The organism is Nostoc sp. T09 (genome assembly GCF_002154695.1).
GTDB lineage: Bacteria > Cyanobacteriota > Cyanobacteriia > Cyanobacteriales > Nostocaceae > Aulosira.
Genome location: NZ_MTAV01000010.1, coordinates 12,999 through 36,420, shown reverse-complemented (window position 1 = coordinate 36,420; position 23,422 = coordinate 12,999). Strand labels below are relative to the sequence as shown.

At 41.3% G+C, this 23,422-nt stretch carries 20 protein-coding genes; 12 read left to right on the top strand and 8 right to left on the bottom strand.

The annotated features are described in order from the left end of the window. Window positions 1-103: 103 nt before the first annotated feature. Window positions 104-1,120, top strand: coding sequence for an L-histidine N(alpha)-methyltransferase (gene egtD, locus BV372_RS03840; protein WP_086683522.1), 1,017 nt, complete (start codon window positions 104-106; stop codon window positions 1,118-1,120). A 66-nt stretch (window positions 1,121-1,186) separates the two neighbouring features. On the opposite strand, the gene BV372_RS03835 is transcribed toward egtD, so the two are convergent. Beyond that, a complete protein-coding gene (locus BV372_RS03835) occupies window positions 1,187-1,576 on the bottom strand; it encodes a pentapeptide repeat-containing protein (RefSeq protein WP_086683519.1) in 390 nt (129 codons plus the stop codon). A gap of 164 nt (window positions 1,577-1,740) precedes the next feature. On the opposite strand from BV372_RS03835, the gene BV372_RS03830 reads away from it, so the two are divergent. Next, window positions 1,741-2,973 (top strand): hypothetical protein, encoded by a 1,233-nt coding sequence (locus tag BV372_RS03830; RefSeq protein WP_086683517.1) that lies wholly within the window; start codon window positions 1,741-1,743, stop codon window positions 2,971-2,973. Window positions 2,974-3,082: 109 nt separating this feature from the next. Here BV372_RS03830 and BV372_RS03825 read toward each other — a convergent pair whose 3' ends face one another. After that, the gene (locus tag BV372_RS03825) at window positions 3,083-3,517 is read right to left on the bottom strand and encodes an Hsp20/alpha crystallin family protein (protein ID WP_086683515.1); all 435 of its coding nucleotides are present in this window, start codon (window positions 3,515-3,517) and stop codon (window positions 3,083-3,085) included. A gap of 403 nt (window positions 3,518-3,920) precedes the next feature. On the opposite strand from BV372_RS03825, the gene BV372_RS03820 reads away from it, so the two are divergent. Together BV372_RS03820 and BV372_RS03815 are read left to right on the top strand one after the other, a co-directional pair. Continuing rightward, window positions 3,921-5,462 (top strand): gamma-glutamyltransferase family protein, encoded by a 1,542-nt coding sequence (locus BV372_RS03820; protein ID WP_256973078.1) that lies wholly within the window; start codon window positions 3,921-3,923, stop codon window positions 5,460-5,462. 98 nt (window positions 5,463-5,560) lie between these two features. Next, on the top strand, window positions 5,561-6,352 hold the full coding sequence (locus BV372_RS03815) for a bifunctional 2-polyprenyl-6-hydroxyphenol methylase/3-demethylubiquinol 3-O-methyltransferase UbiG (RefSeq protein ID WP_086683511.1): 792 nt from the start codon (window positions 5,561-5,563) through the stop codon (window positions 6,350-6,352). A gap of 35 nt (window positions 6,353-6,387) precedes the next feature. On the opposite strand, the gene glp is transcribed toward BV372_RS03815, so the two are convergent. The 5 genes from glp to BV372_RS03790 form a co-directional block, all read right to left on the bottom strand. Further along, window positions 6,388-7,626 (bottom strand): gephyrin-like molybdotransferase Glp, encoded by a 1,239-nt coding sequence (gene glp, locus BV372_RS03810; RefSeq protein ID WP_086683509.1) that lies wholly within the window; start codon window positions 7,624-7,626, stop codon window positions 6,388-6,390. A gap of 198 nt (window positions 7,627-7,824) precedes the next feature. Continuing rightward, entirely contained in the window at window positions 7,825-9,126 is a 1,302-nt protein-coding gene (locus tag BV372_RS03805) for an HlyD family secretion protein (protein ID WP_086683507.1), read from the bottom strand. Window positions 9,127-9,147: 21 nt separating this feature from the next. Beyond that, a complete protein-coding gene (locus tag BV372_RS03800; RefSeq protein WP_086683504.1) occupies window positions 9,148-10,008 on the bottom strand; it encodes an NAD-dependent epimerase/dehydratase family protein in 861 nt (286 codons plus the stop codon). A gap of 14 nt (window positions 10,009-10,022) precedes the next feature. Further along, window positions 10,023-11,702 carry a radical SAM protein gene (locus BV372_RS03795; RefSeq protein ID WP_086683501.1) on the bottom strand — a complete coding sequence of 560 codons (1,680 nt, stop codon included), beginning with the start codon at window positions 11,700-11,702 and terminating at the stop codon, window positions 10,023-10,025. A 131-nt stretch (window positions 11,703-11,833) separates the two neighbouring features. Further along, window positions 11,834-12,019, bottom strand: a complete 186-nt coding sequence (locus BV372_RS03790; protein WP_179197967.1) for a bacteriocin — start codon at window positions 12,017-12,019, stop codon at window positions 11,834-11,836. 483 nt (window positions 12,020-12,502) lie between these two features. Here BV372_RS03790 and BV372_RS03785 point away from each other — a divergent pair, with 483 nt between their 5' ends. Both BV372_RS03785 and BV372_RS03780 read left to right on the top strand, forming a co-directional pair. Next, on the top strand, window positions 12,503-13,390 hold the full coding sequence (locus BV372_RS03785) for an N-acetyltransferase (protein ID WP_086683495.1): 888 nt from the start codon (window positions 12,503-12,505) through the stop codon (window positions 13,388-13,390). 29 nt (window positions 13,391-13,419) lie between these two features. Continuing rightward, complete coding sequence (locus BV372_RS03780) at window positions 13,420-15,570, top strand: peptidase domain-containing ABC transporter (protein ID WP_086683493.1); 2,151 nt, start codon at window positions 13,420-13,422, stop codon at window positions 15,568-15,570. 77 nt (window positions 15,571-15,647) lie between these two features. On the opposite strand, the gene BV372_RS03775 is transcribed toward BV372_RS03780, so the two are convergent. After that, complete coding sequence (locus BV372_RS03775) at window positions 15,648-15,893, bottom strand: hypothetical protein (protein WP_086683490.1); 246 nt, start codon at window positions 15,891-15,893, stop codon at window positions 15,648-15,650. 796 nt (window positions 15,894-16,689) lie between these two features. Between BV372_RS03775 and BV372_RS03770 the strand changes: the two genes are divergently transcribed. The 6 genes from BV372_RS03770 (at window position 16,690) to BV372_RS03745 (ending at window position 23,120) form a co-directional block, all read left to right on the top strand. After that, window positions 16,690-17,247: an RDD family protein gene (locus tag BV372_RS03770; RefSeq protein ID WP_086683487.1), complete on the top strand. Its 558-nt coding sequence runs from the start codon at window positions 16,690-16,692 to the stop codon at window positions 17,245-17,247. Between the two features lie 43 nt (window positions 17,248-17,290). Continuing rightward, complete coding sequence (gene rpmG, locus BV372_RS03765) at window positions 17,291-17,485, top strand: 50S ribosomal protein L33 (RefSeq protein ID WP_086683484.1); 195 nt, start codon at window positions 17,291-17,293, stop codon at window positions 17,483-17,485. A gap of 2 nt (window positions 17,486-17,487) precedes the next feature. Next, on the top strand, window positions 17,488-17,703 hold the full coding sequence (gene rpsR / locus BV372_RS03760) for a 30S ribosomal protein S18 (protein WP_045870620.1): 216 nt from the start codon (window positions 17,488-17,490) through the stop codon (window positions 17,701-17,703). Between the two features lie 219 nt (window positions 17,704-17,922). Next, complete coding sequence (locus tag BV372_RS03755; protein WP_086683481.1) at window positions 17,923-19,974, top strand: ribonuclease catalytic domain-containing protein; 2,052 nt, start codon at window positions 17,923-17,925, stop codon at window positions 19,972-19,974. 506 nt (window positions 19,975-20,480) lie between these two features. Beyond that, complete coding sequence (locus BV372_RS03750; protein WP_086683478.1) at window positions 20,481-21,923, top strand: ATPase domain-containing protein; 1,443 nt, start codon at window positions 20,481-20,483, stop codon at window positions 21,921-21,923. A 99-nt stretch (window positions 21,924-22,022) separates the two neighbouring features. Then, window positions 22,023-23,120: a HAMP domain-containing sensor histidine kinase gene (locus tag BV372_RS03745; protein WP_086683475.1), complete on the top strand. Its 1,098-nt coding sequence runs from the start codon at window positions 22,023-22,025 to the stop codon at window positions 23,118-23,120. Window positions 23,121-23,422: the final 302 nt, after the last annotated feature.

The window sequence follows — 23,422 nt, the reverse complement described above, 5'->3', positions numbered from 1 at the left end:
TCAATCTCCACATTCATACTGTAGAGCAGATTAGATATCTGCATCTACTTGCTTGACATGATTAAAAATTAAAACCTTACTTAACTTAGAGGAGACAAATAACTTGAAGACTGAACAAAAAGAGAATTCGCGCTTGCGTTGGATTAATTTGAATTCAGCGATCGCATCAGTTGATGAAGGTACAGATATAATCGAAGGACTGAGTAAAAATCCCAAAACTTTGCCCTGTCGTTACTTCTACGATGACTCAGGCTCAGACTTATTTGAGCAGATTTGTGATCTACCAGAATATTATCCAACTCGCACCGAGCAAGCTATTTTAGAAACCTACGCTGCCGAAATTGCTCAGATGACAGGTTCTTGTCATTTAATTGAACTAGGTAGTGGTAGTTCCCGTAAAACTCGTCTGTTACTAGAAGCATACAGTAAGATTGTTCAAGAACTAGAGTATTACCCAATTGATGTTAGTAGCGGTATCCTCAAAACCACAGCCTTGGATTTGCTACGTCAATACCCCAAATTGAAGCTTTGCGGTTTAGCAGGAACTTACGAACAAGCATTAGCCCAACTTCCTCCAGCAGAATTAGAGAATCGGATGCTGATTTTCTTAGGGAGCACCTTGGGGAATTTAAATGACGAACAATGCGATAAGTTCCTAACACAAGTTCAACAAGCTCTAAAACCAGGAGAATTTTTTCTGTTAGGGGTAGATTTGCAAAAGCCGATAGAAATTATCGAAGCGGCTTACAACGATTCCCAAGGAGTCACCGCAGCCTTTAACCTCAATATCCTCAACCATCTCAATCAACGTTTTCAAGGTAATTTTTCTCTAAACAATTTTACTCACTGGGCGTTCTACAATCGAGTAGACAATCAAATTGAAATGCATCTGCGGAGTTTGACAGATCAAACCGTCATCTTAGAAGCTTTAGAGTTTGAAGTCTCGCTCCAAGCCGGAGAAACAATTCGCACCGAAATCTCCCGTAAATTTCACATACCAACATTAATCTCGGTATTAGATAACCATGCATTCCAAGCATTACAAGTTTGGACTGATCCCCAAGCATGGTTCGGCTTGCTACTTTGCCAACGCCAATGTACAACTAATGAGTGTCCATAAAGGTTTTTAAACGCAGAAGAACGCAGTGTTTTTCTGCGTTCTTCTTCGCGTCTATCCGCGAGCCTTTCATCCTTCTTTAATTTGCACACCCGCCTGAACTGAGTCAAAATTTTCGGGAAAATAAGTATTGCGATCGCAATCTGCTTTTTCTAACTTTGCTCCTGCTAAATCAGCTTGGCGGAGATTGGCTGAAAATAACAAAGCTCCCCTCAAATCAGCATCTCTAAGATTAGCTTGACTCAGATCCGCAAAGCTCAGGTCAGTGCCTCTGAGATTAGCACCACTCAGGTTCGCTTCACTTAAGTCAGCATAGCTAAGGTCAGAACCTTTCAGGTTAACACCTTGTAAATTCGCATCACCCAGTTCTGCTTTGCTAAAGTTTCGTTTTCCCAATGCGTAGCTTGCCAGGATATTAGCTACAGTATTAATGGGCTGTTGAGAATTTATTTCAGTCATAGAACAGCCTCAGAGGTTGTTTTATCAGCACTTTTGGTTACTTTTTTCCTATTTAGGATTAGAGCACAAAAATCGTTTACTGTAACATTGCTGCAATTTTTCTCTTGATTTCAAAACAATAGCCATCAGTACAGTTTCATAAATATTCAACGGAGGGCGAACTCGTGCCATCCCTTAATTTATTGACTGTTTTTAATCCCTCAAATTATTGGCGAAGCGGTATTTGCAGTATACCTTGGCAAGCGATCGCCCAACAATTTCAAATTTCACCAGAGGAACTCGTATTAAGCGACTTGCGTGACCTTTCATATCAACCTCTAAGTGCCCAAATTGACCGAATTGACCCAGAAGATCCCTCCCGTGACACGCTAGTTGTCCAATTACCTCAGCCCATTCCCCCAGGAACGGAAGATAATGTTTTAGCCTCAACCTTTATCCGCGTAGATAGAGGTAAACCAATACCACTAGGAATCGGGGAGCCATACTTAGAAATAGTCTACGGCTCTGATAGACGAGAACGGGGAGTCCGGTTTGTCAATAATCGTCTAATTATCTGGTTTAATTTAATACCAGCACCCGAAGACAATGAACGGAACTGGTTTTCTGGTTCAGCTAGCAGCGTCCAGTTAGATCGCCAAGAAATGCTCGATCCGTTCCCGGCTGCAATGGGTGAATGGGTGGGTCAAGATCCAGAGAAACGTTGTATGCAGGTGAATAAACTCCAGTTACCGGGACTTTCTTATCCCAAATCACCTTACTATCAAGTCTCTTTGTTCAATCATTCTTATCGACTGGTATCTCACTCAAATGGTCCTGTCCGCGCCACAATTACCATTGCTTCCGAACCCTTTGATTATATGGGGCCAGATCCGATTACTGGTCACAATCGTCATTTAGTGTGTGAACTTTATCGAGTTATTAGTTTATATGCTGGCGCAGATTATTTGATTGAGGAATTATTTGTCAAAGGAAAACCGAAAGCGCAAGAAGACAGAGTAGAAGGTGCAGAAATAGTCAATCTTGACTTTGGGCTGCAATACTTTGCTCATATGAATATGGGACAAACACAGGAAATTGAGCAAGTCTTCCCTGTTCCTGATTGGTTCGCCGTTGGCTCAACAGCAGAACCTTATGCTGCTTACGGTTTAGCAACTAATTTGCATATAGAATCGGTAACACATCCCCATGAAGGCAATAAAAGTTGTTTTTCCTGGCAGTTATTACCTGGTAAATCTGCAAAATGCCTGCACCTATTTATGCGGGGTCAACCACAAGGTTTTGACGCACGAGTCGGTCATTATTGGTACGAGTTGATTTACAGACCCCTCAAAGCAGAAATCTACCAAGATACTGCTGTGAAGAGTCAAATTCAAAAGAATAGATTAGTACCTGCCTGAGCGGGCAAATAAACAAGTCGTTAAAGTAAAAAACCTGGTTGATAATTCAACCAGGTTTAATATTATTATGTCACGCTATTAGTTGAATACCTGCTCACTAATATCAAATTTATGCCGCAGGTTCGCCAAGGTTAATCTTAACGACTTTATTTTTTTCTTGCTCTGTTTTGGGCAGAGTCAAATTCAAAATTCCGTCTTTATATTCTGCCTTGACGTTGGTATTTTGGATGCGAGCAGTTAGAGGAATTACTCGTTGGAACTTACCGTAGTAAAATTCACTTTTTGTTTTACCATTATCCTCTGTTTTGGTTTCAGACTTACGTTCAGCAACCACCTTAACTGCTTTCTCAGTGACTTCAATATCTACATCCTTAGCCTCGATTCCAGGTAGTTCCAGCTTCAGGTGTATAGCATCTTCAGTTTCATGCAGTTCGGCTGCTATAGCCCTAGCAAAAGTAGGTGCTTGGAAATCTTCAAATAGAGAGTCGATTTGACGTTGCACTGCGTTCAATTCTTGCCAAGGATTATAACGTACTAAAGCCATATATGTTTCTCCAATTCCTAGCTTTTTATTTAATTGCTTCAGGATTTATCGTTTACTTAATTATTAGAATACGGCGAAATATAATGACTCGAAATACGGTTAATTGCACTTCTAAGATTCAAGAATACCGTACCTAAATCATGGCTTATTAAAAGGTAGTAACAACAAGAATTAATCAGTACGGTTCTCCCTAAAACGTCTAGCTAAAAAATTGTGCTGATGCAGATATCAACTTGCGATCGCCTAAGAACAAAATACTATATGTGTTCACCAACACAGCAAGATATGAAAAAATATTGTATGTTCTTATACAGATATAAAAAATTCTGTCCAGTCTTCTGCACAAAAAATGAGTTTGGGAAACCTCACCAACTATCCCTACCTTAGTACCCGACGAGTGATAATGGGTAGTCGCGGAGCTGTCGCAGCCAGTCAACCGTTGGCGACTATAGCTGGTATGGAAATGTTATGGGCTGGTGGTAGCGCTGTTGATGCTGCCATAGCTACTGCGATCGCACTTACCGTAGTAGAACCTACGGCCAATGGCATTGGTGCTGATGCTTTTGCTTTAGTTTGGGATGGGAAACTGCACGGTTTAAACGCTTCCGGGAAAAGTCCGCAAAAACTTACTTTAAAAGAATTTGCTGGACTCAATGCTGTACCGAAATATGATTGGCGTGCTGTTACTGTACCAGGTGCTGTTTCCGCATGGCGAACCTTGTGGGAACGTTGGGGACGTTTACCTTTTGAGAACTTGTTTGCACCTGCAATTCGTTACGCCGAGGAAGGTTTTCCTGTGTCGCCTATGGTTTCACTAGCTTGGCAACGGTTGGAACAAAATTATCTTTCTCTAGTTGGTAAAGAATTTGACTGTTTTAAAACGGTATTTTTCCCTAATAATAGAGCGCCAAAAGCCGGAGAAATTTGGCATTCTCCCGCACACGCCCAAACTTTGCGTGAAATAGCCGCTACTGGTGGCGAAAGCTTTTATCGTGGCAATATCGCGCAACAAATCGCAGACTTTGCCGCCGATACTGGTGGATACTTAACCAAAAATGACTTAGCTGCTCATAAAGCTGAATGGGTGCGACCAATCTCTACAAACTACCGAGATTTGACAGTTTGGGAAATTCCCCCGAATACCCAAGGGATTGCTACCTTAATTGCCTTAAATATCCTTTCTGGCTTTGAATTGTCTCGTTATCCCCGCGAATCAGCAGAAAGTTACCATTTGCAAATTGAAGCGATGAAACTAGCCTTTGCAGATGTGTATAAATACATTGCGGATGAACGTTTTTTAGAAGTAACTGCGGAGCATCTCCTCTCCTTAGATTATGCAGCAAAGCGCCGTGGTTTAATTACAGAACAAGCGATCGCCCTAGCTGAACCAGGATTACCAAAACGTGGAACTGTATATCTAGCCGCTGCCGATGGCGAATTAATGGTATCTTTCATTCAATCTAACTTCACAGGCTTTGGTAGTGGCATTCTCCCCGCTGGTACTGGCATAGCTTTGCAAAATCGGGGCTACGGATTTAGTGTCGATCCCCAACATCCTAACCACTTCGCTCCAGGTAAACGCCCTTTTCATACCATTATCCCCGGCTTTTTGACTCAAAATAATCAACCGATTGGGGCATTTGGTGTCATGGGCGGAGCCATGCAACCACAAGGACATCTGCAAGTAGTGGTAAATTTGGCTGATTATGACTTGAATCCCCAAGCTGCTTTAGATGCACCTAGATGGCAATTCGTCTCTGACTCTACAGTATTGTTAGAGCAAACTGCATCCCAGAAAATAGCACAGGGACTAGTTCAGCGTGGTCATCATGTACAGCAAAATCCTGATGATTTCTTTGGACGTGGTCAAATTATTTACAAGCAAAATCAAGTATTAATTGCTGCCTCTGAGTCTCGTGCTGATGGTTTGGCTTTGGCTTGGTGAATTTTTGTAGTCACACTGTTTATTCTTAGGTGAATGAGGATAATCTAGGAGCGATCGCACTCAAAGCTAAAACCCCATCCGATAGTGGAGGTTAAACTGTGGATCAATATTTTGAAACAAATAAACAGTTGTGGAATAAGTTAACCCAGATAAATATAGGCTCCAAATTTTACGATGTTGATGGGTTTGAAGCAGGTAAGTTATCTTTAAATTCCATAGAAATGAGTGAAGTGGGTGATGTAAGAGACAAAACTTTATTGCACTTACAATGTCACTTTGGTATGGATACGATTTCTTGGGCTAAGTTAGGAGCTAAAGTAACGGGTATTGACATTTCAGAAAATGCCATCATTAAGGCTAGGGAATTAAGCAATAAATTAGAAGTCAATGCAAATTTCATCTGCACTGATATTTATAATTCACCTAATAAAATAAATGAAAAGTTTGATATTGTATTTACGTCCTATGGAACAATTTGTTGGCTTCCAGATTTAAACAACTGGGGTGAAGTTATCAAAGAATTTATTAAACCTGGAGGATTTTTCTATATAGTTGAATTTCACCCTGTAGTATTAATGCTAGATGAAGCAGGCAAAAAACTGAAGTACCCTTATTTTCATTCTGATGAGCCTTTAAGCTTTGAAAATGAGAGTAGTTATGCTGAACCAGATACTAAAATTAACCAAGTATCATATGAATGGACACATAGCTTAAGTGATGCGATCAATGCACTAATCAATGCTGGCTTAAAAATCGAGTATGTGCATGAGTATCCTTACAGTGTCTATAATTGTTGGACTTTTTTAACAGAAATTGAGCCAGGTAAGTGGGTTGTTAAAGATTATCCAAATTTATTACCACTGATGTACTCAATAAAAGCAAGTAATTAATTTTGAGTATGAACTGACTGCTCTCTACCTTATGTCTAAGATAGTGTTTTTAAAACCTGCACCTCTTCACCTGAAGAAATTAATGTTTTCCCTACAGGGATAACAGCTAAGGCATTGGTTTGAGCTAAGTTAATTAAATTGCCGGAACTGTGACTACCCCCAGCTTTGTGAAACTCATAAACGCCATCAATTAACTGTAATTTACCCCAAACATAAGTTTCGCGCTTGCCATCCGATCGCAACTCGTGGTGCGATCGCACTTTCACAAATGCTGTTTCCCAACCCTCACCCAAGCCAGAAAGTTTTTTAATTGCTGGCTGTACAAACCGCAAAAAAGTGACCAAAACAGCAGCTGGGTTTCCAGGTAAACCAAAATAGAGTGCTGAGTTGTGAGTGGAAAAGGTAGCGACAGTCAAAGGTTTTCCTGGCCTCATAGCCACAGCACGGATATGAATTTTTGCTCTTAGTTTTTCTAGAATTTGATCAACATAGTCATAATCCCCTACAGAAACCCCACCGGAAGAGATAACTAGATCGGCGTTGGCTATAGCGTAGGCGATCGTTTTCTCAAGATCTGCTGGATCATCCTTAACAATGCCTAATATTAACGGTTTTGCACCACTTTCTCTTACCAACGCTGCCAGCGCATATCCATTAGAGTCTACAATTTGCCCTGCTGCTAGAGGTTGATCGAGGGTGACTAACTCATCACCCGTAGAAAATATTGCTACACGGGGACGACGGTAAACACTAACTTGAGGAGACTGGGCTGCTGCTAAAACAGAAATTTCTGCGGCATTTAATTTAATTCCTGCTGGTAACAATTGTGTCCCAGCTTGGTAAAAAGATGCTTTGTGCCTGACAAATTCTTGTGGTTGTGGTGCCGCGAGGATATGAACGTAGTTTTTCTCTCGCCTTGTTCTTTCTTGCATAACTACAGTATCTGCACCCTTTGGCATCACTGCGCCTGTAAAAATCCGTGCAGCTTGACCCTGTTGAATTGTAGACTGGGGCTGATATCCCGCAGGAATTTCCTCCACTATTTCCAAAACGGCTGGCTGTTCGGTGCTACAGTGCTGCACATCAAGGTAACGCACTGCATAACCATCCATTGCCGAATTATCCCAATGGGGAAAGTCCAGTTTGCTAGTGACAGGTGTGGCGAGAATGCGACCGTCACCTGCTAATAAATCTACAACTTCTGTATCACCCTGGTTATCTAGTGGCTGCACTAAATTTAAAATAACTGCTTCTGTATCGCTGACTGATAGCATAGCGATCGCCTGGTATTAACATAATTCCTAATTGATAATACCCTACCGTTCCACACCCTACAGGTTCTCCGAAGGAGTACGGCAAGCCGCTATGAATTTACGTAATTCGTAATTAAAGACTGTTTGGGACTGGTGCTACACCCAACTGCAACAAAGCGTTGAGTCCTTATATCAGTTTCTTATTGCAGGTTCCTACATCTACACATCAGTAAGCAGTCTTGCTTTTCGGAGAAGAAACTGTAAGACGGTCTCGTCTCTGGTAATGATATCAGCCCGCCCTTCCATTCCTGCCTGAGTAAGACATTGCCGTGTTCCCTGTGTCAACATCAGTCTCTCAGGTACAATAGTAACCTCGTAGGCTGCTTTGTTTGCTGTTTGTCCTTGAATCAGCGTAACAGTGTCTGGAGAAACGGCATTGACCTTTCCTTTCAATGTGCCAAAATCAGGATAGGGACAGGCAGAAAGTCTCATTTGCACCCTTTGCCCAATCTTGATTTGGCTAACATCTTGTGACGATGCATAAGCCTTAATGACAAGTGGAACACTGCTTGGCATAACCTGAGCAATCACATCTTTTGCTTCTACTACTTGACTGGTGCTGCGGACATTCAATTGTAAAATAGTTCCATCAACGGGAGCACGCACAATCGTTGACTTTAAATCTCTTTGTAACTGGGCAATCTGCTGGTAGTCGAAGCTAATCTGATTTTCGAGTTGTATCCCCTGTTGTACTAAAACTTCCCGATCTTTAACCAAATTAGCAATAACGGCTTGCCCTTCTGACTGTCGCTGTGCAATTCCTTTATTAGCAATTTTGACTAATGCTGCACTCGGATTAAGCAATGCTCTTGCACTTGCTAATTGAGCCATTGCTACCTTAAATGTAGATTCTTTTTCCCTTAGCTGTAATAGGGAAATTGCTCCAGTGTTTGCTAGCTGTTGGAAGCGATTTAGCTCTTCTTGCGCTAACTCTAAACTTGCTTGCGCTTGTAGAACATCTGCCTGTGTCTTTAACTGTTGATCGCGGTAGTTCCGTTGACTAAGTTGAAGTTGTGCCTCAGCAGATGCCACGGACTGCTTTATTTGGTCAGTTTCAGCAGCAATTTGGCGATTGAGAGCAGCAATTTGGGCATCGATACGAGTTCGTTGTTGCTCAGTTTTGCGAATGCTTTCTTGATGTTGAATTACCTGTGTCTTGAGGCGAGAATCATTAATTGTAGCTATTGGTTCGCCCTGTTTAATGATTTGATTCTCTTTAACATAAATCTGGGTGATAGCTCCCTCAACACTCGCTTGCACTGCCTTGACTTCTCCAAGGGGACGAACAACCGCTTCTACTTTAACGACAACATCATATTTGAACAAAGACGGTAAAACAGATAATCCTCCCAGCGTACTAAGCAGGACAATTCCAAATAATTTCATCCAGCGATTAGTTGGCGAGAGGAAGTTATCGAGTTGAATTTCAGGTAAAGAGTTGGGATTGGGATCGCTAAACATTATGTCAAGCCTTTAGCAAGACTAGCTGATTGAACTTTGTATGGCAATAACGGCATCATCAATACTCTTCTGAGGTAAGCCTAATTCATCATCAATGTTAAAATAGCTTCGATACAACTTTAGTTCATCCTTTAAAGGTTGCCCAAAATATTGCACCAGTAATTCATGAAGCTGAAAATAAGTAAAGAACCCAGATGAAGCATTTTTTAGATGAAAACCAGAGCTTGAAGGAGGCAAAGTCACTGCTTTGCATAGGTCAGGTGTAAATGCCCAGGAAGTTCCATATTTTTTGTCTTCCTCCGTAGCAAACCTCCAACCATTACCTTGGATGTAAGAATTAATAAAACTGTAGAGAAATTGGTCTGAGTTTTTTTGAGGCGAAAATATTCCGCCAAATAAAATGGGTAACCGATGAATAAATACAGCAATATCGGGTCTAATATTTAAACTCAAGTAGTGAAGGAATAACTCAAAATCTAATTTAAAGTATTCGTAAAAGCTGTAGGGTTTTACCTCTCCTAACAAAGAAGAGGTAATGTGTTTAATACCATCGTATACTAGGGTTGTGCTAAAAAAATGAATAGTTGACAGGATGGGATCATCTGCCAACTTTAAAAATAATGTCTTCAAATTATCGTAAAAGCGCTTATTAATATAAAAATCATCTTCAGTAGGTCTGCCTAAAATATAAATCTGGCTGGGTCTGCACTTGACGATTTGCTGCAACTCTGATGATGTCAGTTCGTCTCGGATATCAAGGCAAATATGCTCTAAAACCTCTGGTTTTTCGCTACTGCGAGAAACTGTAATTGTTTGATTAGGGTCTAAATACTCTAGAAGATTGACACCCAAATAGCCGCTTGATCCCAGTAAAAGATTCATTCACACCTCATTATCTAACAATTAGGTAAAACATGACGCATCAAGTTTTGGTTGGTTTGGCACTTATGAATGAAACCAAATGATGCATAATTAATTTGAAATAAAGTTTCTAGAAAATTTTGATCAACTTCATCTAGCTCTGACTCATTCATTTCCAAGGATTCAAGTAAATACTGTTGATTGGGTGGCTCTGAATATTGTCTGCCAAATTTATCAATATAGTTAAAGACAAGTTGAAGATCAAAATTAGGCTGTTCATGAATAATTGTTACACCATATTGCTCTGGAGATTGAAAAATTTTTGATTTATAGAACAATGCAAATTTATTGAACTGCACTGTGATTCCTGGAATTTGTACTTTTGCTTTTTGATAAAACTGAAAAGAGGTTGAAAAATCGGCATCCGATTCGGTAGGAAAAGCGTAGATTAGATTCAGAAAAATGCCAATTCCTTGATGCCCAAATCGACTTAACAGTGACATTACTTCTTCTTGTGATGCTGAAGCAGATACCTTCCCCATTTGTTGAGCAGTGGTTGGTAGAACAGTCTCTAAACCAAACAAAACCTCACGACACCCAAGTTTTGCCATTTGAGCAATCAGTGAGTCACCAAAATTTGCATCGGCAATAATCCGAACTGTCCATTGTAAATCATGAATGTTTTTATCCTCAAGAAATTGACAAAGTTCTGATACATTTTTAGGTGTTGCTGCTTCGTCGTTAAAAATAATATGTCGAATTCCTAAATCATAAATTGCTTGAATAGTTGCCAAAGCAATTTTAATTTCAGAAGATTCTGAGTAGAAGCGATCAGCAATATGCTTATTAATTTGAACACAAAAAGTACATCGTTTCCAATAGCACTTATTGCGGGATAAAGGCATTAAATAAACTAGCTTCTCAGGTCTAATATTCCAAAAAGCCTGATAGTGGCTTTGCTGAATCAGTGTTTTATACACTGTTGTACGGGTATCAATATTCTGTTCTCCATAGTTATTAGCTTGGGTTAACGCACACTGTACCTGCTCGTCAGAGACACCACACAGTTTAACTAAGCTTTGTTTAAAATATTCCTCATGGTAGATAATGAAATCAAAAATAGAGCTTAAAGCCTGAGATTTATCTAGTTGATCAGACCAAAAGCTTAAAGAAAAGTTTTCATAGCTGTGTTTACCAATTCCTATCTTGACTTGTGTAGGAAGTAACCGTCTTAAAGCAGTTGCAAAAATAGCAGCAAACCCAAGAGCTTGATTAGAATCGATCCCTAGACTGATAATAGTAGGAATTTTCTCATTCTGTAAAATTGAACTCAATCTTAATTGGATAAATTCATTAATAGTTTCAAACCCATTAAAGGTTTCACAGAGTTTTTGGATTCCAGCAATAGAATAAACTAAGTGTTCATCAAACGAAAATCCAAAGGCTGAAAGTGGAATGTGTAAACTTGTATGAATTTTTTCAACTGTATAGTTTAATTCTCGAATTGAAGTTGGGCAAATTTTAGGATAAAAAATATCTTCTTCTATATTGAGTGAACTTTCAATCTTATTAAGTAAAAATTGCCAAAACTCAATATTAATGTCAATACTATCGTAGGCGATATCTAAATTATTCAAGTAAGCGGCTGTATCAAAATCAAAAGGTTTAATTGTTGTTGTTAAAGAATGCGGAATATCAATGTGAATAATTTTCATAATGTAAAAAATTTAAGTACTATTTTGAACCTAGAAGCTTTAAAGAGTAGGAAGTGGTAATAGGATGAAAAATCGTCTTACCACTTCCTGACTTTAGTTCAAGTATTCAATTATGAAAAGTTTTTGCCGACCTAACCGCGAATTCCCATTACGAAAGCGCCAGCGCCACTACGGCGAGGGTTACTTTCCTCACGGCTCCTATTGCTGTTACTGCTACCCTTTCCACCGGATACTGTTTCCAGTTCGAGTTCGGATAATTCCTCATACTGAGTTAGAGAAATTTTATTGATGGGTTGTAAATTTTTGTTGTTCTGCATGGATAGTTCCTTTATTGAAGTAGATAAAACTAGATATAAAACACTTTTTAAATAATGCCTAAGAGCATTATTTAATAGCTTGTTAGCAAGTTGCATTTTCTATCTTTTGCCAATCTACTCGAAGGAAATTCGATGGTCAAGATCAAAAGATCATAACAAGCCAAATTTTACTCAATATAGAATAAAAATTTATATTTAAGCAGAAATTTAAGTTTTTTTGTGATTTTTTTATAAGATATAGTATTTTTACTAATTGCTTCTGGCTTCTTCTGAAATATAACAGTAGTCTTACCTCTATGAAATATTGGAACTTTAGCTTATTTTAGAAAATGGCTCATTTATATATATAAATATAATTTAATTTTATAAGCTAGTTGAGGAAAACCTGATTTAGTCTAGTTCATTTCAGTAGAAATAACATTTTTAACTCTCAAATCAAAAAGTTATTGAATTGTCGATTGCCACGCACATATATTAGGAATTATGTACGAATTTGTTGTACTTGATGGAACAAATACTTTTCAATACGATCGCTTGACTTATCCTACCTTTCGTCCTCGCCTTAGAACCATCAAGCAAGATCACTCCCTCGTCGCTATAGGCGTTCATTTTGAACAAACTCCTGTTGGACTCATCCTTGCTGAATTTTTGCAGCATGAGTCAATAGCAGAGATATTGTCTGTGTTCGTTGTGCCTGAGCATCGTGGACAAGGACTAGGGAAAGCTTTATTGACTGAGATGGAACGATATCTAAGGCAACACAATTGCTCAAAAATGCATCTTGTTTATATTCCTAATTCCACAACGTCAGCTCTAGAGAAGATTTTGCATCAGCAGGAGTGGCATTCTCCCCAACCGCGAATGCTGATTTGTACAGGTACACCAGATGCAATTGAGAAAGCAAGTTGGCTTAAACTAGATGCGATCGCAGATTCTAACTACACAATGTTCCCTTGGGTTGAATTGACATTGCAGGAACGGCAAGACATCCTGACGCAGCAAGCCGAATCTGGCTGGTATCCTGATATTCTTTCTCCCTTCAAAGAAGAAGCGATTCTTGAACCCCTCAACAGTCTCGGTTTGCGCTATCAGAATCAGGTGGTTGGCTGGATGATAACCCATTGCATTGCCCCGGATACCATTCGCTACACCAGCTTGTTTGTAAAAAAAGAACTGCAAAGTGTTGGACGAGCAATCCCTTTACTAGCAACTGCCATCAATATCCATGTTCAGCATCGAAAGTTGCATCAAGCTGTTTTTACAGTGGATATGAACAATGAGCCGATGATCAAGTTTGTGCAGCGGCGGCTAGCACCTTATCTTGTCTCGATTCGCCAGTCAATGCAGACCTACAAAGTTTTGCAAGCATGACATAGTAGCTCAACAATCATCCAGAAAATATGAAGTATTCGTGCGTTCTCCAACAAAGTGAAGAAGACTGTGGTGCAGCTTGCTTAGCCTCCATCGCCAAACATTACGGACGCGATTTCACAATCAGCCGTATTCGAGAAGCGATTGGAACTAATAGACGTGGCAGTACTTTGTTAGGGATTCGTCGAGGAGCCGAAAGTTTAGGGTTTAATGCTCGTGCCATCAAAGCTTCTGCCGATTTACTGGAGCAACTGGATAGCGTTCCTTTGCCAGCAATCTTACATTGGAAAGGTGCCCACTTCACCGTGCTTTACGGCAAGAAAGGAAACAAGTATGTATTGGCAAACCCGGCAGTGGGAGTCTACTACCTGCCAAAGTCAGAACTGCTGAAAGGTTGGACAAATTGGGTGATGCTGCTGCTAGAGCCTGATCTTGATCGCTTCTTTAGTCAAGCAGACGACCGAGAAAAGATTGGCGGGGTAGGACGCATCTTTAAGCGAGCATGGTTTTACCGCTCAATCTTGGTGCAAGTTCTCATTATCAATCTGGTACTGGGGTTACTTGGCATTATCATGCCGTTTCTCCTACAAATTCTTACAGATGATGTGTTGGTGCGCGGTGATTTTACCCTTTTAACCCGGCTAGCGATCGCTACAGGTTTGTTCATTGGGATGAGTAGTGGTTTATCATTGGTTCAGTCTAGTCTTGTTGCTTATTTTGCCCAACGGCTAGAGTTAGGGCTTGTTCTAGATTTTGTCCGTCATCTCATTCATCTACCACTGTCTTACTACGAGTCACGCCGCAGCGGTGAAGTTATTAGCCGCCTGCGCGACATTCAAGATATTAATTGGTTAGTTGCTCAAGTTGTTGTTGATCTACCGAGTAAATTCTTTGTTGCTTTGATCGCGTTAGTTCTGATTTTTTTCTATAGCTGGCAATTGGCGATCGCTACGTTGATTATTGGGGTTTGTATGACGCTATCGGCGATCGTGTTTCAACCTCAATTACATCAATTAACTCGTCAAACGCTTGTACTTTCTGCCGAAAATCAAGCAGGCTTAGTTGAAACTTTCAAAGGCGCTCAGACTATCAAAACTATCACTGCTACTCCACAAGTTTGGGAAGAATTTCAAAATCGCTTTGGTCGTCTGGCTAAACTGACTCTGCGTACTGTACAGATTGGCATTATCAACGATGTGTTTGCTAATTTCGTTGCTAGTTTAGGGGGGATTATCTTACTATGGTTCGGCAGTAGCCTTGTAATTCAACAAAAACTCACGGTAGGTCAATTAATTGCCTTTAATGCCATGAGCGGCAACCTACTCATGTTCATTGATACTTACGTTCGATTAATCAACGAATTTATCCGGGTTAAAGCTACAACACAACGCATTAATGAAGTTTTAGATTTAACACCAGAAAACATTAGCGCTCCTCAAAAGCCAATCATCAAAATCTCTGACAATGCTGATATCGTCTGTACTGAGGTTAACTTTCAATATGCTGGAAGAGTAAAGCTTTTGGATAATTTCTCCGTCACAATTCCAGGTAAGCAAGTGGTTGCCCTTATTGGGAAATCGGGATGTGGCAAAAGTACACTTACTAAACTTCTTGCTGGACTATACCCTCTTCAATCAGGAAATATTCGCATAGGAGGATATAATCTACAAGATTTACCACTTGACACCTTGCGGCAACAAGTTGTTTTAGTTCCACAAGCCCCTCACTTTTGGAGTCTTTCAATCATCGAGAACTTTCGATTAGCGCATCCCTATGCCGCGTTTGAGGAAATTGTTCATGCTTGCTCTTTAACCGAAGCCGATAATTTTATTAGTCAATTACCTGATAAGTATCAAACAATTTTAGGAGAGTTTGGAGCCAATCTTTCAGGCGGACAGTTACAGCGGTTAGCGATCGCCAGAGCAATTGTTAATGATCCGCCAGTGTTGATCCTAGATGAGTCTACAGGCGCCCTTGATCAGTTAAGCGAAAAGCAAGTTCTGGAACAATTATTAAGTAAGCGACAAGGTAAAACAACTTTATTAATTAGTCATCGTCCTAGAGTCATCAGTCAAGCTAACTGGGTTGTCCTAATTGAAGATGGGCAACTTAGATATCATGGCTCTTTAGAAGAACTACAAGCATCACCAGGAGATCATTGGTATTTTATCTCTCCTTGAGTGTAAGTCGAAAACTGAGCTTGGCGATCACCTGAATATATAACTAGCAACTTGAGTTAATAAGTTAACCCTATTCTTTACATTGTCGCACTAGCTATTTCCTTAGTGCAGCAAGCTTGCAGCAACCATCTATTAGATTGCTGATCTAGCGCTGGTAAGACACGAAAATTAAAAACATCCTGCCATACTTCCACCCCATGCTGGGCGATCAGGACTGTTTGCAGTTCTCTAAACCGCTGGTAATTACGGTCATTAATGGCACTTAGCATGGGAATGATTGTGCTAACCGGGATTTGTGCAGCTTTTGTGTGGATGAATTTCATTTTCGGCAATCCTCTAAAATACAAATAATTTACAGTAGTGATGTTTTTAACCAACCACTTTCTTTGTCTTTTAGCAAGTATTTCACAGGCCGATTCTGTATTAGCTGACCTGATCTCATTTGTAATTTTGGTCTTTGTGGTTGATTTTCCTCAGTCATGCTGTTCAACTTAGTTAGTTTTTTTCGTTTTTTGAACACCCCGCCAGGAGCTAACCGCTCACTTCAATATTAAATATAGTTGCAATATTTTATTCCGTATACCTAAATAAAAATACTTAATTAATCTTGATATATTGAAGGAGTACCCCAAAAATATTATCCTCAGGCTGAGAGTGAATGGTGGACTATGGGCTTAGGATTAAATTTCCCAAATACTGGGTTAGTTATACCATTTCACAAACATCTTGTACCTCATCTGCTCTAAGGCATTGAGTGTAGTAAGTTCAGCGCTGCTTTAGGGTTAGCGTTCAGCGTACTGCAATTCAGAAACCGTAGATATACGGAAGACGCAGAGCAACTTCTAACAAAAGGTAGCTACGCTAGAAAACATAGTATTTTTTAATACCAATTATTAAAAATATACTTATGATGAAAACCAAAATATTTCTCCTGGTTCCACATCAATATGAAAATTTGAGTGGGAAAAGGATCTACATAAAGGTAAACGAGGCGCACACTTACTACTCAGTAGCTAAAAAAACTGAACGTTGACCATACCGATTATTTATTAGCCTAAGATTGGGTTAGAGGAAAAAGCAATACCAAACTTTAATCCCTAGATAAATGCTTATTTTTGTATGACTATTGAACGAATACCCCAAAAACACTATCCCAAGGCTGAAATTGGACGACGCGGTATGGCGTTGGGGCTAGATTTTCTTGGTGTTTGGTTAATTAGTTCTCTATTGGGAAGCAACAGATCGGGTATTCAAGTTGTACAAATTCTAGTGTTTGTTACAGCTTGGCTAGTTTTACGAGTGCTAGTAGTGTATAACAATCAGGGGCAAAGTTTAGGGCGTTGGGCATTTGATCTCAAGGTACTGGAAGTGGAAGCTGGGCAAGTAGTGGGTAGAATTCCACAGTTGCTGGCACTACTCAAGCGAGAAGCAATAATTGGTTTAGGTGCGCTTTTCATCTCCATTGCTTTAGGCAATATTATTGCCAATCCCACTGCTATACTGCTAGTACTTCCCCTGGCGATTGACTGTGGTACAGCCTTTTATGATACCCAGATGCGTCAGGCATTGCATGACCGCTATGCAGGAACTATCATAGTTTCGTCGCGTCGTGGTTATTCGCTCGACATAAAAGTCAAGCGATTAGTTGGAAATATGCGACGAAATGTGAGAAGATAGTCATTTGTGTTAATTCTCTCCGGGCTTTACGGTTTGTAAGATTATGGCTAAGAGTAAAGGTGTCCGCATAATAGTGACACTAGAATGTACCGAATGTCGCACTAACGCTAACAAGCGCTCTCCTGGTGTTTCCCGGTATACCACTACGAAGAATCGGCGCAACACCACCAACCGATTAGAACTGAAAAAGTTCTGCTCCCATTGCAATACACACACAGTCCACAAGGAAATTAAGTAAAGATGAGCTACTATCGTCGTCGTCTATCTCCGATTAAGCCGGGAGAACCAATCGATTATAAAGATGTTGATTTGTTGCGGAAGTTTGTCACCGAGCGGGGTAAGATACTGCCGCGTCGGATTACTGGGCTGACATCTCAGCAACAGAGAGACTTGACATTAGCAATTAAACGTGCTCGAATTGTGGCCTTGTTGCCGTTCATCAACGCAGAAGGTTAGTTCGAGTTGAAAGCGAGAATTTTAGGTTATGGATTATCTCAGGCAGCTACATTGATGATATGTGTAGCTGCAAATTTTCTGAGTCCACAATCTAAAATCTCATTAAGTCAGTGTAGAATCATCTTCTGCATATAAAAAATCATGAGATTTTGGATTCAGTAGTCAATATTCAATCCAAAATCTAAAATTTATTAGTTAACCAAATTAATTGCGAGAGTTGTGGAGAAGGGGACGCTAGTTGAATTTAGGGTTCAAGGCGATCGCCGTCTGGGAGTAGTAGATCGCCCAGATGGCAAAACCCGCTGGTTTGTGGTGGATGAACGCGGTCAATCCCACAGCCTCGCGCCTAGACAAATTACTTATACAGTTAACGGGCAAAGCTACAAGCCCGCTGATATTGCCAGCTTTCTAGAGCAGGTAAAGCCGTATTTAGATCCATCTAGCTTGGAAGTAGCCTGGGAATTGTTGGTTGAGGATGGAGAAACAGTCACCCCACCCGCAATGGCTAATCTATTGTTTTCCCAATCAGATGGGCCTCATTGTTACGCCGCCTATTGCTTGTTATCAGACGACAAACTCTATTTCAAGCAAAAAGGAGACACTTATGAGCCGAGAACGACAACTCAGGTAGCAGAACGTAAACACCAGTTAGAAGTAGAAGCCCAAAAAGCTAAAGGACAGCAGGAATTTTTAGCTCGTGTAGAACAGGCTTTAACAGGTGAAGCCGTAGAATGGCAACGGCACGATCGCCAGCGCTTAGAAGCAATAGAAAAATACGCAGCTTTAGTAGCAGATGTAGTGCGTATGGGGGTAAATTATGACTCTTTGCCTCGGGCTTACCCTCCCCCAGGCCCAGTATTGGAAACGATGACCATGCTGGGACGCCCCGCAACGCCCCAAGGAGCATTTCAACTATTAGTTGACTTGGGGTGGTGGAGTCCCAATGAAAATTTGTTTTTGCGTCGTTCGTCAATTCCGGTTCAATTTCCTAGCAAGGTATTAGAAGTGGCGCAACAGCGTTTGGATTCCCCACCGTCTGACCTAGATACAGACCGTCTAGATCTGACTCACTTAAAGGTGTACACGATTGATGATGAAAGTACCACAGAAATCGACGATGGTCTGAGTTGGGAATTACTCCCAGATGGACGGGAACGCCTCTGGGTGCATATTGCTGACCCTACCCGGTTGTTAGTACCAGAAGATGACTTAGACCTAGAAGCGAGGAAACGGGGTAGTACAGTTTATTTGCCTACAGGCATGGTTCCCATGTTCCCTGAGGTCTTAGCAACCGGGCCAATGAGTCTGGTACAGGGACGGGTTTGTTGTGCCCTCAGCTTTGGGATTGTTTTAGATACAACTGGGCAGGTAGAAGATTATAGTATTCATCCCAGCTTTATTAAGCCAACTTATCGCCTCACCTACGAAGATGTAGATGAGATGCTGGAGTTAGGAGTACAAGCAGAACCAGAAATTGCTGCGATCGCAATGTGGGCAAAGCGACGCAAAACTTGGCGATACGCTCAAGGTGCAATTAGCATCAATATGCCAGAGGCGATGATCAAAGTCAAAGGTGACGAGATCAGCATTGATATTTTGGATGACTCCTCATCACGGCAACTTGTAGCAGAAATGATGATTTTGGCTGGCGAAGTTGCAGCACGCTACGGTCAAGCTCATAAAATTCCCCTACCTTTTCGCGGTCAGCCACAGCCGGAATTACCCCCAGAAGAAGAATTACTTCAGCTACCAGCAGGATTCGTCCGCGCCTGTGCGATGCGTCGCTGTATGCCTAAGAGCGAAATGAGTATTACCCCTGTGCGTCACGCTGGCTTGGGTTTGGATACTTATACTCAGGCAACTTCCCCCATCCGTCGCTACAGCGACTTACTCACCCACTTTCAACTCAAAGCCCATTTGCGTGGTCAAGTTCTGCCTTTCTCAGCAGAACAACTCAAAGAAGTGATGATGACCGTCACCAGTATCACCCAAGAAGTGACAATGGTAGAACGGCAAACCAATAGATATTATGCTTTAGAGTATTTGCGGCGTTATCCTGAGCAAGTTTGGCAGGTAACTGTTTTAATGTGGCTGCGGGAAGACAGCAATTTGGCATTAATTCTCTTAGAAGATTTAGGTTTGCAGTTGCCAATGTCTTTCCGCCGTTCGGTCAGTTTAGGTGAACAGTTATTAGTGAAAGTTAGCCTTGCCGACCCGCAAAAAGATATGATTCACTTTCAAGAAATCATTTACCAAGAAGCACTAAATTAGAAAAAATTTAGGCAATTCTATTGATAAATTTACCACAGCCGTTGGTTTCGACACTTCGACTAAGCTCAGGGCAGGCTCAGTGCATCGCTTAGCTCAACCAATTGAGTGGTCGAGAGTTGAAGGTATTTTTTTAATCAGAAATCACCTTAATGCATTATTCTAGTGGCTCTACCGTACTTCGGTTTAAAGGTGAAATGCTCCCAAATTGATGGTGCTGGTATTACCCATAGCAATTGACTCAAACACATCAAATTTGGTGAAATATCAGCCCGAAGTTTGGTTTGTAGGCTAGTAGTTGATGCTATCTTAATCCTTGGTGAATGCGATCCTTAACTTTCTAGCTGTTAATTAATAATAAGACTTATACAGCAGAAAGAGCTTGTTTTCGGCTGACAGATCAGTCTGAACTTTCCGAGTTCTGATTGGTGCTTAAAACCTAAGCAGCAGAAAGAACACGGCGTTAAGAGATTCCGTTAAATCAGTAGGCAAAGGAAGACTGGTCATCAATGTCTGAAAATCGTTTATTTTCGGGAATTTCGGGTCTAAACCAATTGCTCTATGGCGGCTATATTCCCGGTCGCGCCTACTTAATCCGAGGTGGACCGGGAACTGGGAAGACAACGCTGGGAATGCATTTTTTAACCACAGGGGCAGCAAACGGCGAATCGGTTTTGTTCATTACGCTGGCAGAAACTGCTGCACAAGTTCAGAAAAATGCCGCAGGATTAGGATTTAACTTACAAGGCATCAATTTTCTTGACCTTAGCCCCACACCCGAATTTTTCGCTCAGGTTGAGACTTATGATATTTTTTCACCAGCTGAAGTGGAACGTGAACCCACAACCCGTCAAATTGTAGAGCAGGTAGAAGCCCTAAAACCGCAGCGCATTTTTATCGACTCGATGACCCAGTTTCGCTATCTTGCGACCGATACCTTTCAGTTCCGCAAGCAAGTGCTGTCGTTTCTGCGTTTTTTGGTGGAGCAAGGTGCGACCGTACTATTCACCTCAGAGAGCAGTAAAGAAGCACCCGACAATGATTTACAGTTTATGAGTGATGGGGTAATTAATCTCAACTTCAGCAACAATCAGCGCACGCTTTGGGTATCCAAATTTCGGGGTAGTGACTTTCAGGACGGCCATCATGCGATTCGCTTAACTAGCAAAGGAATGCAGGTCTTTCCCCGATTAATGCCACAAGTCTACGGACAGTCTTTTACGGCTGAAACGATCTCCTCTGGCATTCCCGAAATCGACGAGTTACTACACGGCGGTATTGAGCGCGGCACGATTACTATTATCAGTGGACCTAGCGGCGTGGGTAAAAGTACGTTGGGACTACAGTTTATGAAAGAGGCAGCCGGACGGGGCGAACGTTCGGTGATTTATACTTTTGAGGAAAGGAAGGAAACGCTGTTGCACCGCGCTGAAGGGATTAATATTGCGGTTCAGGCAATGCAGGAACGGGGGACACTCTCAGTCATCCAGGTGGAGCCGTTGTACTATACACCCGACGAATTTGCTAACCTTGTGCGCCAGGAAGTCGAGCAAAAACAGGCGCGAATTGTGATGATTGATAGTGTATCCGGCTATCGACTTTCGGTGCGGGGAGAAGACTTGATCAGCCATATCCATTCCCTATCTAAGTATTTGCAAAATATGGGTGTTGCCGTGTTGCTGATCAACGAAGTTGAAACGATTACAGGAGACTTCCGAGTTACAGAAGTTGGAATTAGCTATCTGGCAGATACAATTGTGTTTCTGCGCTATTTAGAAATGCAAGGTGAACTGCGGCGGGCGATTGGCGTTTTGAAGAAGCGCATGAGCGACTTTGAAAAAACTCTGCGTGAATTTGAAATTAGTCGCTACGGCATCAAAGTCGGCAAGCCACTGACGCAGCTTCGAGGTGTGTTGACTGGACTGCCCGATTTCATTAAGGATAAACCGTAACACTGTGCTTATGGCGTCTAGTAAATAGCTATTGTTGAGCCAGCCAGAGCCAGAGAGAAACTTTTACGGCAGCATTGCCAGTTAGCAAGAGAATGAGCGATGAATCGAATTTTGATTATTGTAGAGCAATCTGAGAATCGCCGTCTGCTGGCGGAGTGGCTGGGAATGTATTATGAGGTGGCGATCGCAGATTCAGTAGTGCAAAGAGGAAAAGCCTTGCCGCTTCTAGATGAGCCGTTTGACTTATGCATTCTCGATGGCCCAGCTCTAGATCACCTTTGGGAATGGGTACAGGCAAGAAAACACGCAGAGCAATCAGTTTTCTTGCCATTTTTACTAATTACACTACGCTCTGATGTAAAACTACTGACACGGCATTTGTGGCAAACTATCGACGAGCTAATTACAAAACCGATTGAAAAGCTAGAGATGCACGCACGAGTTGAAATGCTATTGCGATCGCGGCGACTTTCTCTACAGCTTCAGACCGCACTCAAGCAAGAACGCGAACTCAAGGAACTCAAATCGCGCTTTGTCTCAATGGTTTCCCATGAATTTCGCAACCCACTCAACAGTATTTCTGGTTTCACTCGTTTGCTAGAACAGTACGACTTACCCCAAGAACAACGAGCTGACTTTTTTCAACGTATCCAAGCTGCTGTTAGTCGTATGACAACCTTGATGGATGATGTGTTGACTCTGGGAAAAACTGAAGCGGCTGGTACAACTTCTAATCTCGTTCCGTTAGCGATTGAGCCTTTCTGCCGCAAGTTAATCGAAGAAATGAAATTCAGCACCAGCAGTAGTCACACCATTGTTTTCGACTGTGAAGATAACTGTATTACAGTTTATATGGACGAAGGGTTACTGCGGCACGTTCTGATCAATCTGCTGTCTAATGCCATCAAATACTCAGCACCCGACACCACCGTTCAAATTAAAGTGCAATGTCAATCACAAGCAGTGATATTTCAAGTACAGGATCAAGGCATCGGTATCACTCCATCCGACCAAAAACGCCTATTTGAACCCTTCTATCGTGCCAGTAACGTGGGTAATATTCCTGGCACTGGACTGGGATTGGCGATTGTGAAACAAGCAGTTGAGTGGCATGGCGGAACGCTCGCAGTCACTAGCGAAGTCAATGTAGGCACAACATTTACTGTAACCCTACCTATTAGCAGCGAAATGGCTTAAGTTCCCTATCGTCTAGAGACGACTATTTAGAGTTGCTATAGAGTGTAGAAGAATGCAGCGATCGCTTACACCTTGAATTAAAGCTTCAGACTGCTACAGTGGCCAAATTTATATCCAAGTGAGTTTGATATAAATTATCACTATGACAATTTTTTATATATCAAATTTCTCTGACTTATGTCAGCATTTTTTGGTGAAAAAGCACCTACAATGCTGATTTTTCGCTTAGGGCTAATTTTTTCTGAAATTATTACCGATTTACTAGTCTGTTTATCTACTTTTGGGGTGTACTCTCGATATAC

Excerpts from the sequence above, each read along its gene's own strand:
- BV372_RS03770 (WP_086683487.1), top strand. The coding sequence starts at position 16,690 with ATGACTATTGAACGAATACCCCAAAAACACTATCCCAAGGCTGAAATT.
- BV372_RS03795 (WP_086683501.1), bottom strand. The coding sequence starts at position 11,702 with ATGAAAATTATTCACATTGATATTCCGCATTCTTTAACAACAACAATT.
- BV372_RS03835 (WP_086683519.1), bottom strand. The coding sequence starts at position 1,576 with ATGACTGAAATAAATTCTCAACAGCCCATTAATACTGTAGCTAATATC.
- BV372_RS03745 (WP_086683475.1), top strand. The coding sequence starts at position 22,023 with ATGAATCGAATTTTGATTATTGTAGAGCAATCTGAGAATCGCCGTCTG.
- rpsR (WP_045870620.1), top strand. The coding sequence starts at position 17,488 with ATGAGCTACTATCGTCGTCGTCTATCTCCGATTAAGCCGGGAGAACCA.
- rpmG (WP_086683484.1), top strand. The coding sequence starts at position 17,291 with ATGGCTAAGAGTAAAGGTGTCCGCATAATAGTGACACTAGAATGTACC.
- BV372_RS03775 (WP_086683490.1), bottom strand. The coding sequence starts at position 15,893 with ATGAAATTCATCCACACAAAAGCTGCACAAATCCCGGTTAGCACAATC.
- BV372_RS03820 (WP_256973078.1), top strand. The coding sequence starts at position 3,921 with ATGGGTAGTCGCGGAGCTGTCGCAGCCAGTCAACCGTTGGCGACTATA.
- BV372_RS03785 (WP_086683495.1), top strand. The coding sequence starts at position 12,503 with ATGTACGAATTTGTTGTACTTGATGGAACAAATACTTTTCAATACGAT.
- glp (WP_086683509.1), bottom strand. The coding sequence starts at position 7,626 with ATGCTATCAGTCAGCGATACAGAAGCAGTTATTTTAAATTTAGTGCAG.
- BV372_RS03825 (WP_086683515.1), bottom strand. The coding sequence starts at position 3,517 with ATGGCTTTAGTACGTTATAATCCTTGGCAAGAATTGAACGCAGTGCAA.
- BV372_RS03805 (WP_086683507.1), bottom strand. The coding sequence starts at position 9,126 with ATGTTTAGCGATCCCAATCCCAACTCTTTACCTGAAATTCAACTCGAT.
- BV372_RS03790 (WP_179197967.1), bottom strand. The coding sequence starts at position 12,019 with ATGCAGAACAACAAAAATTTACAACCCATCAATAAAATTTCTCTAACT.
- BV372_RS03800 (WP_086683504.1), bottom strand. The coding sequence starts at position 10,008 with ATGAATCTTTTACTGGGATCAAGCGGCTATTTGGGTGTCAATCTTCTA.
- BV372_RS03750 (WP_086683478.1), top strand. The coding sequence starts at position 20,481 with ATGTCTGAAAATCGTTTATTTTCGGGAATTTCGGGTCTAAACCAATTG.
- BV372_RS03780 (WP_086683493.1), top strand. The coding sequence starts at position 13,420 with ATGAAGTATTCGTGCGTTCTCCAACAAAGTGAAGAAGACTGTGGTGCA.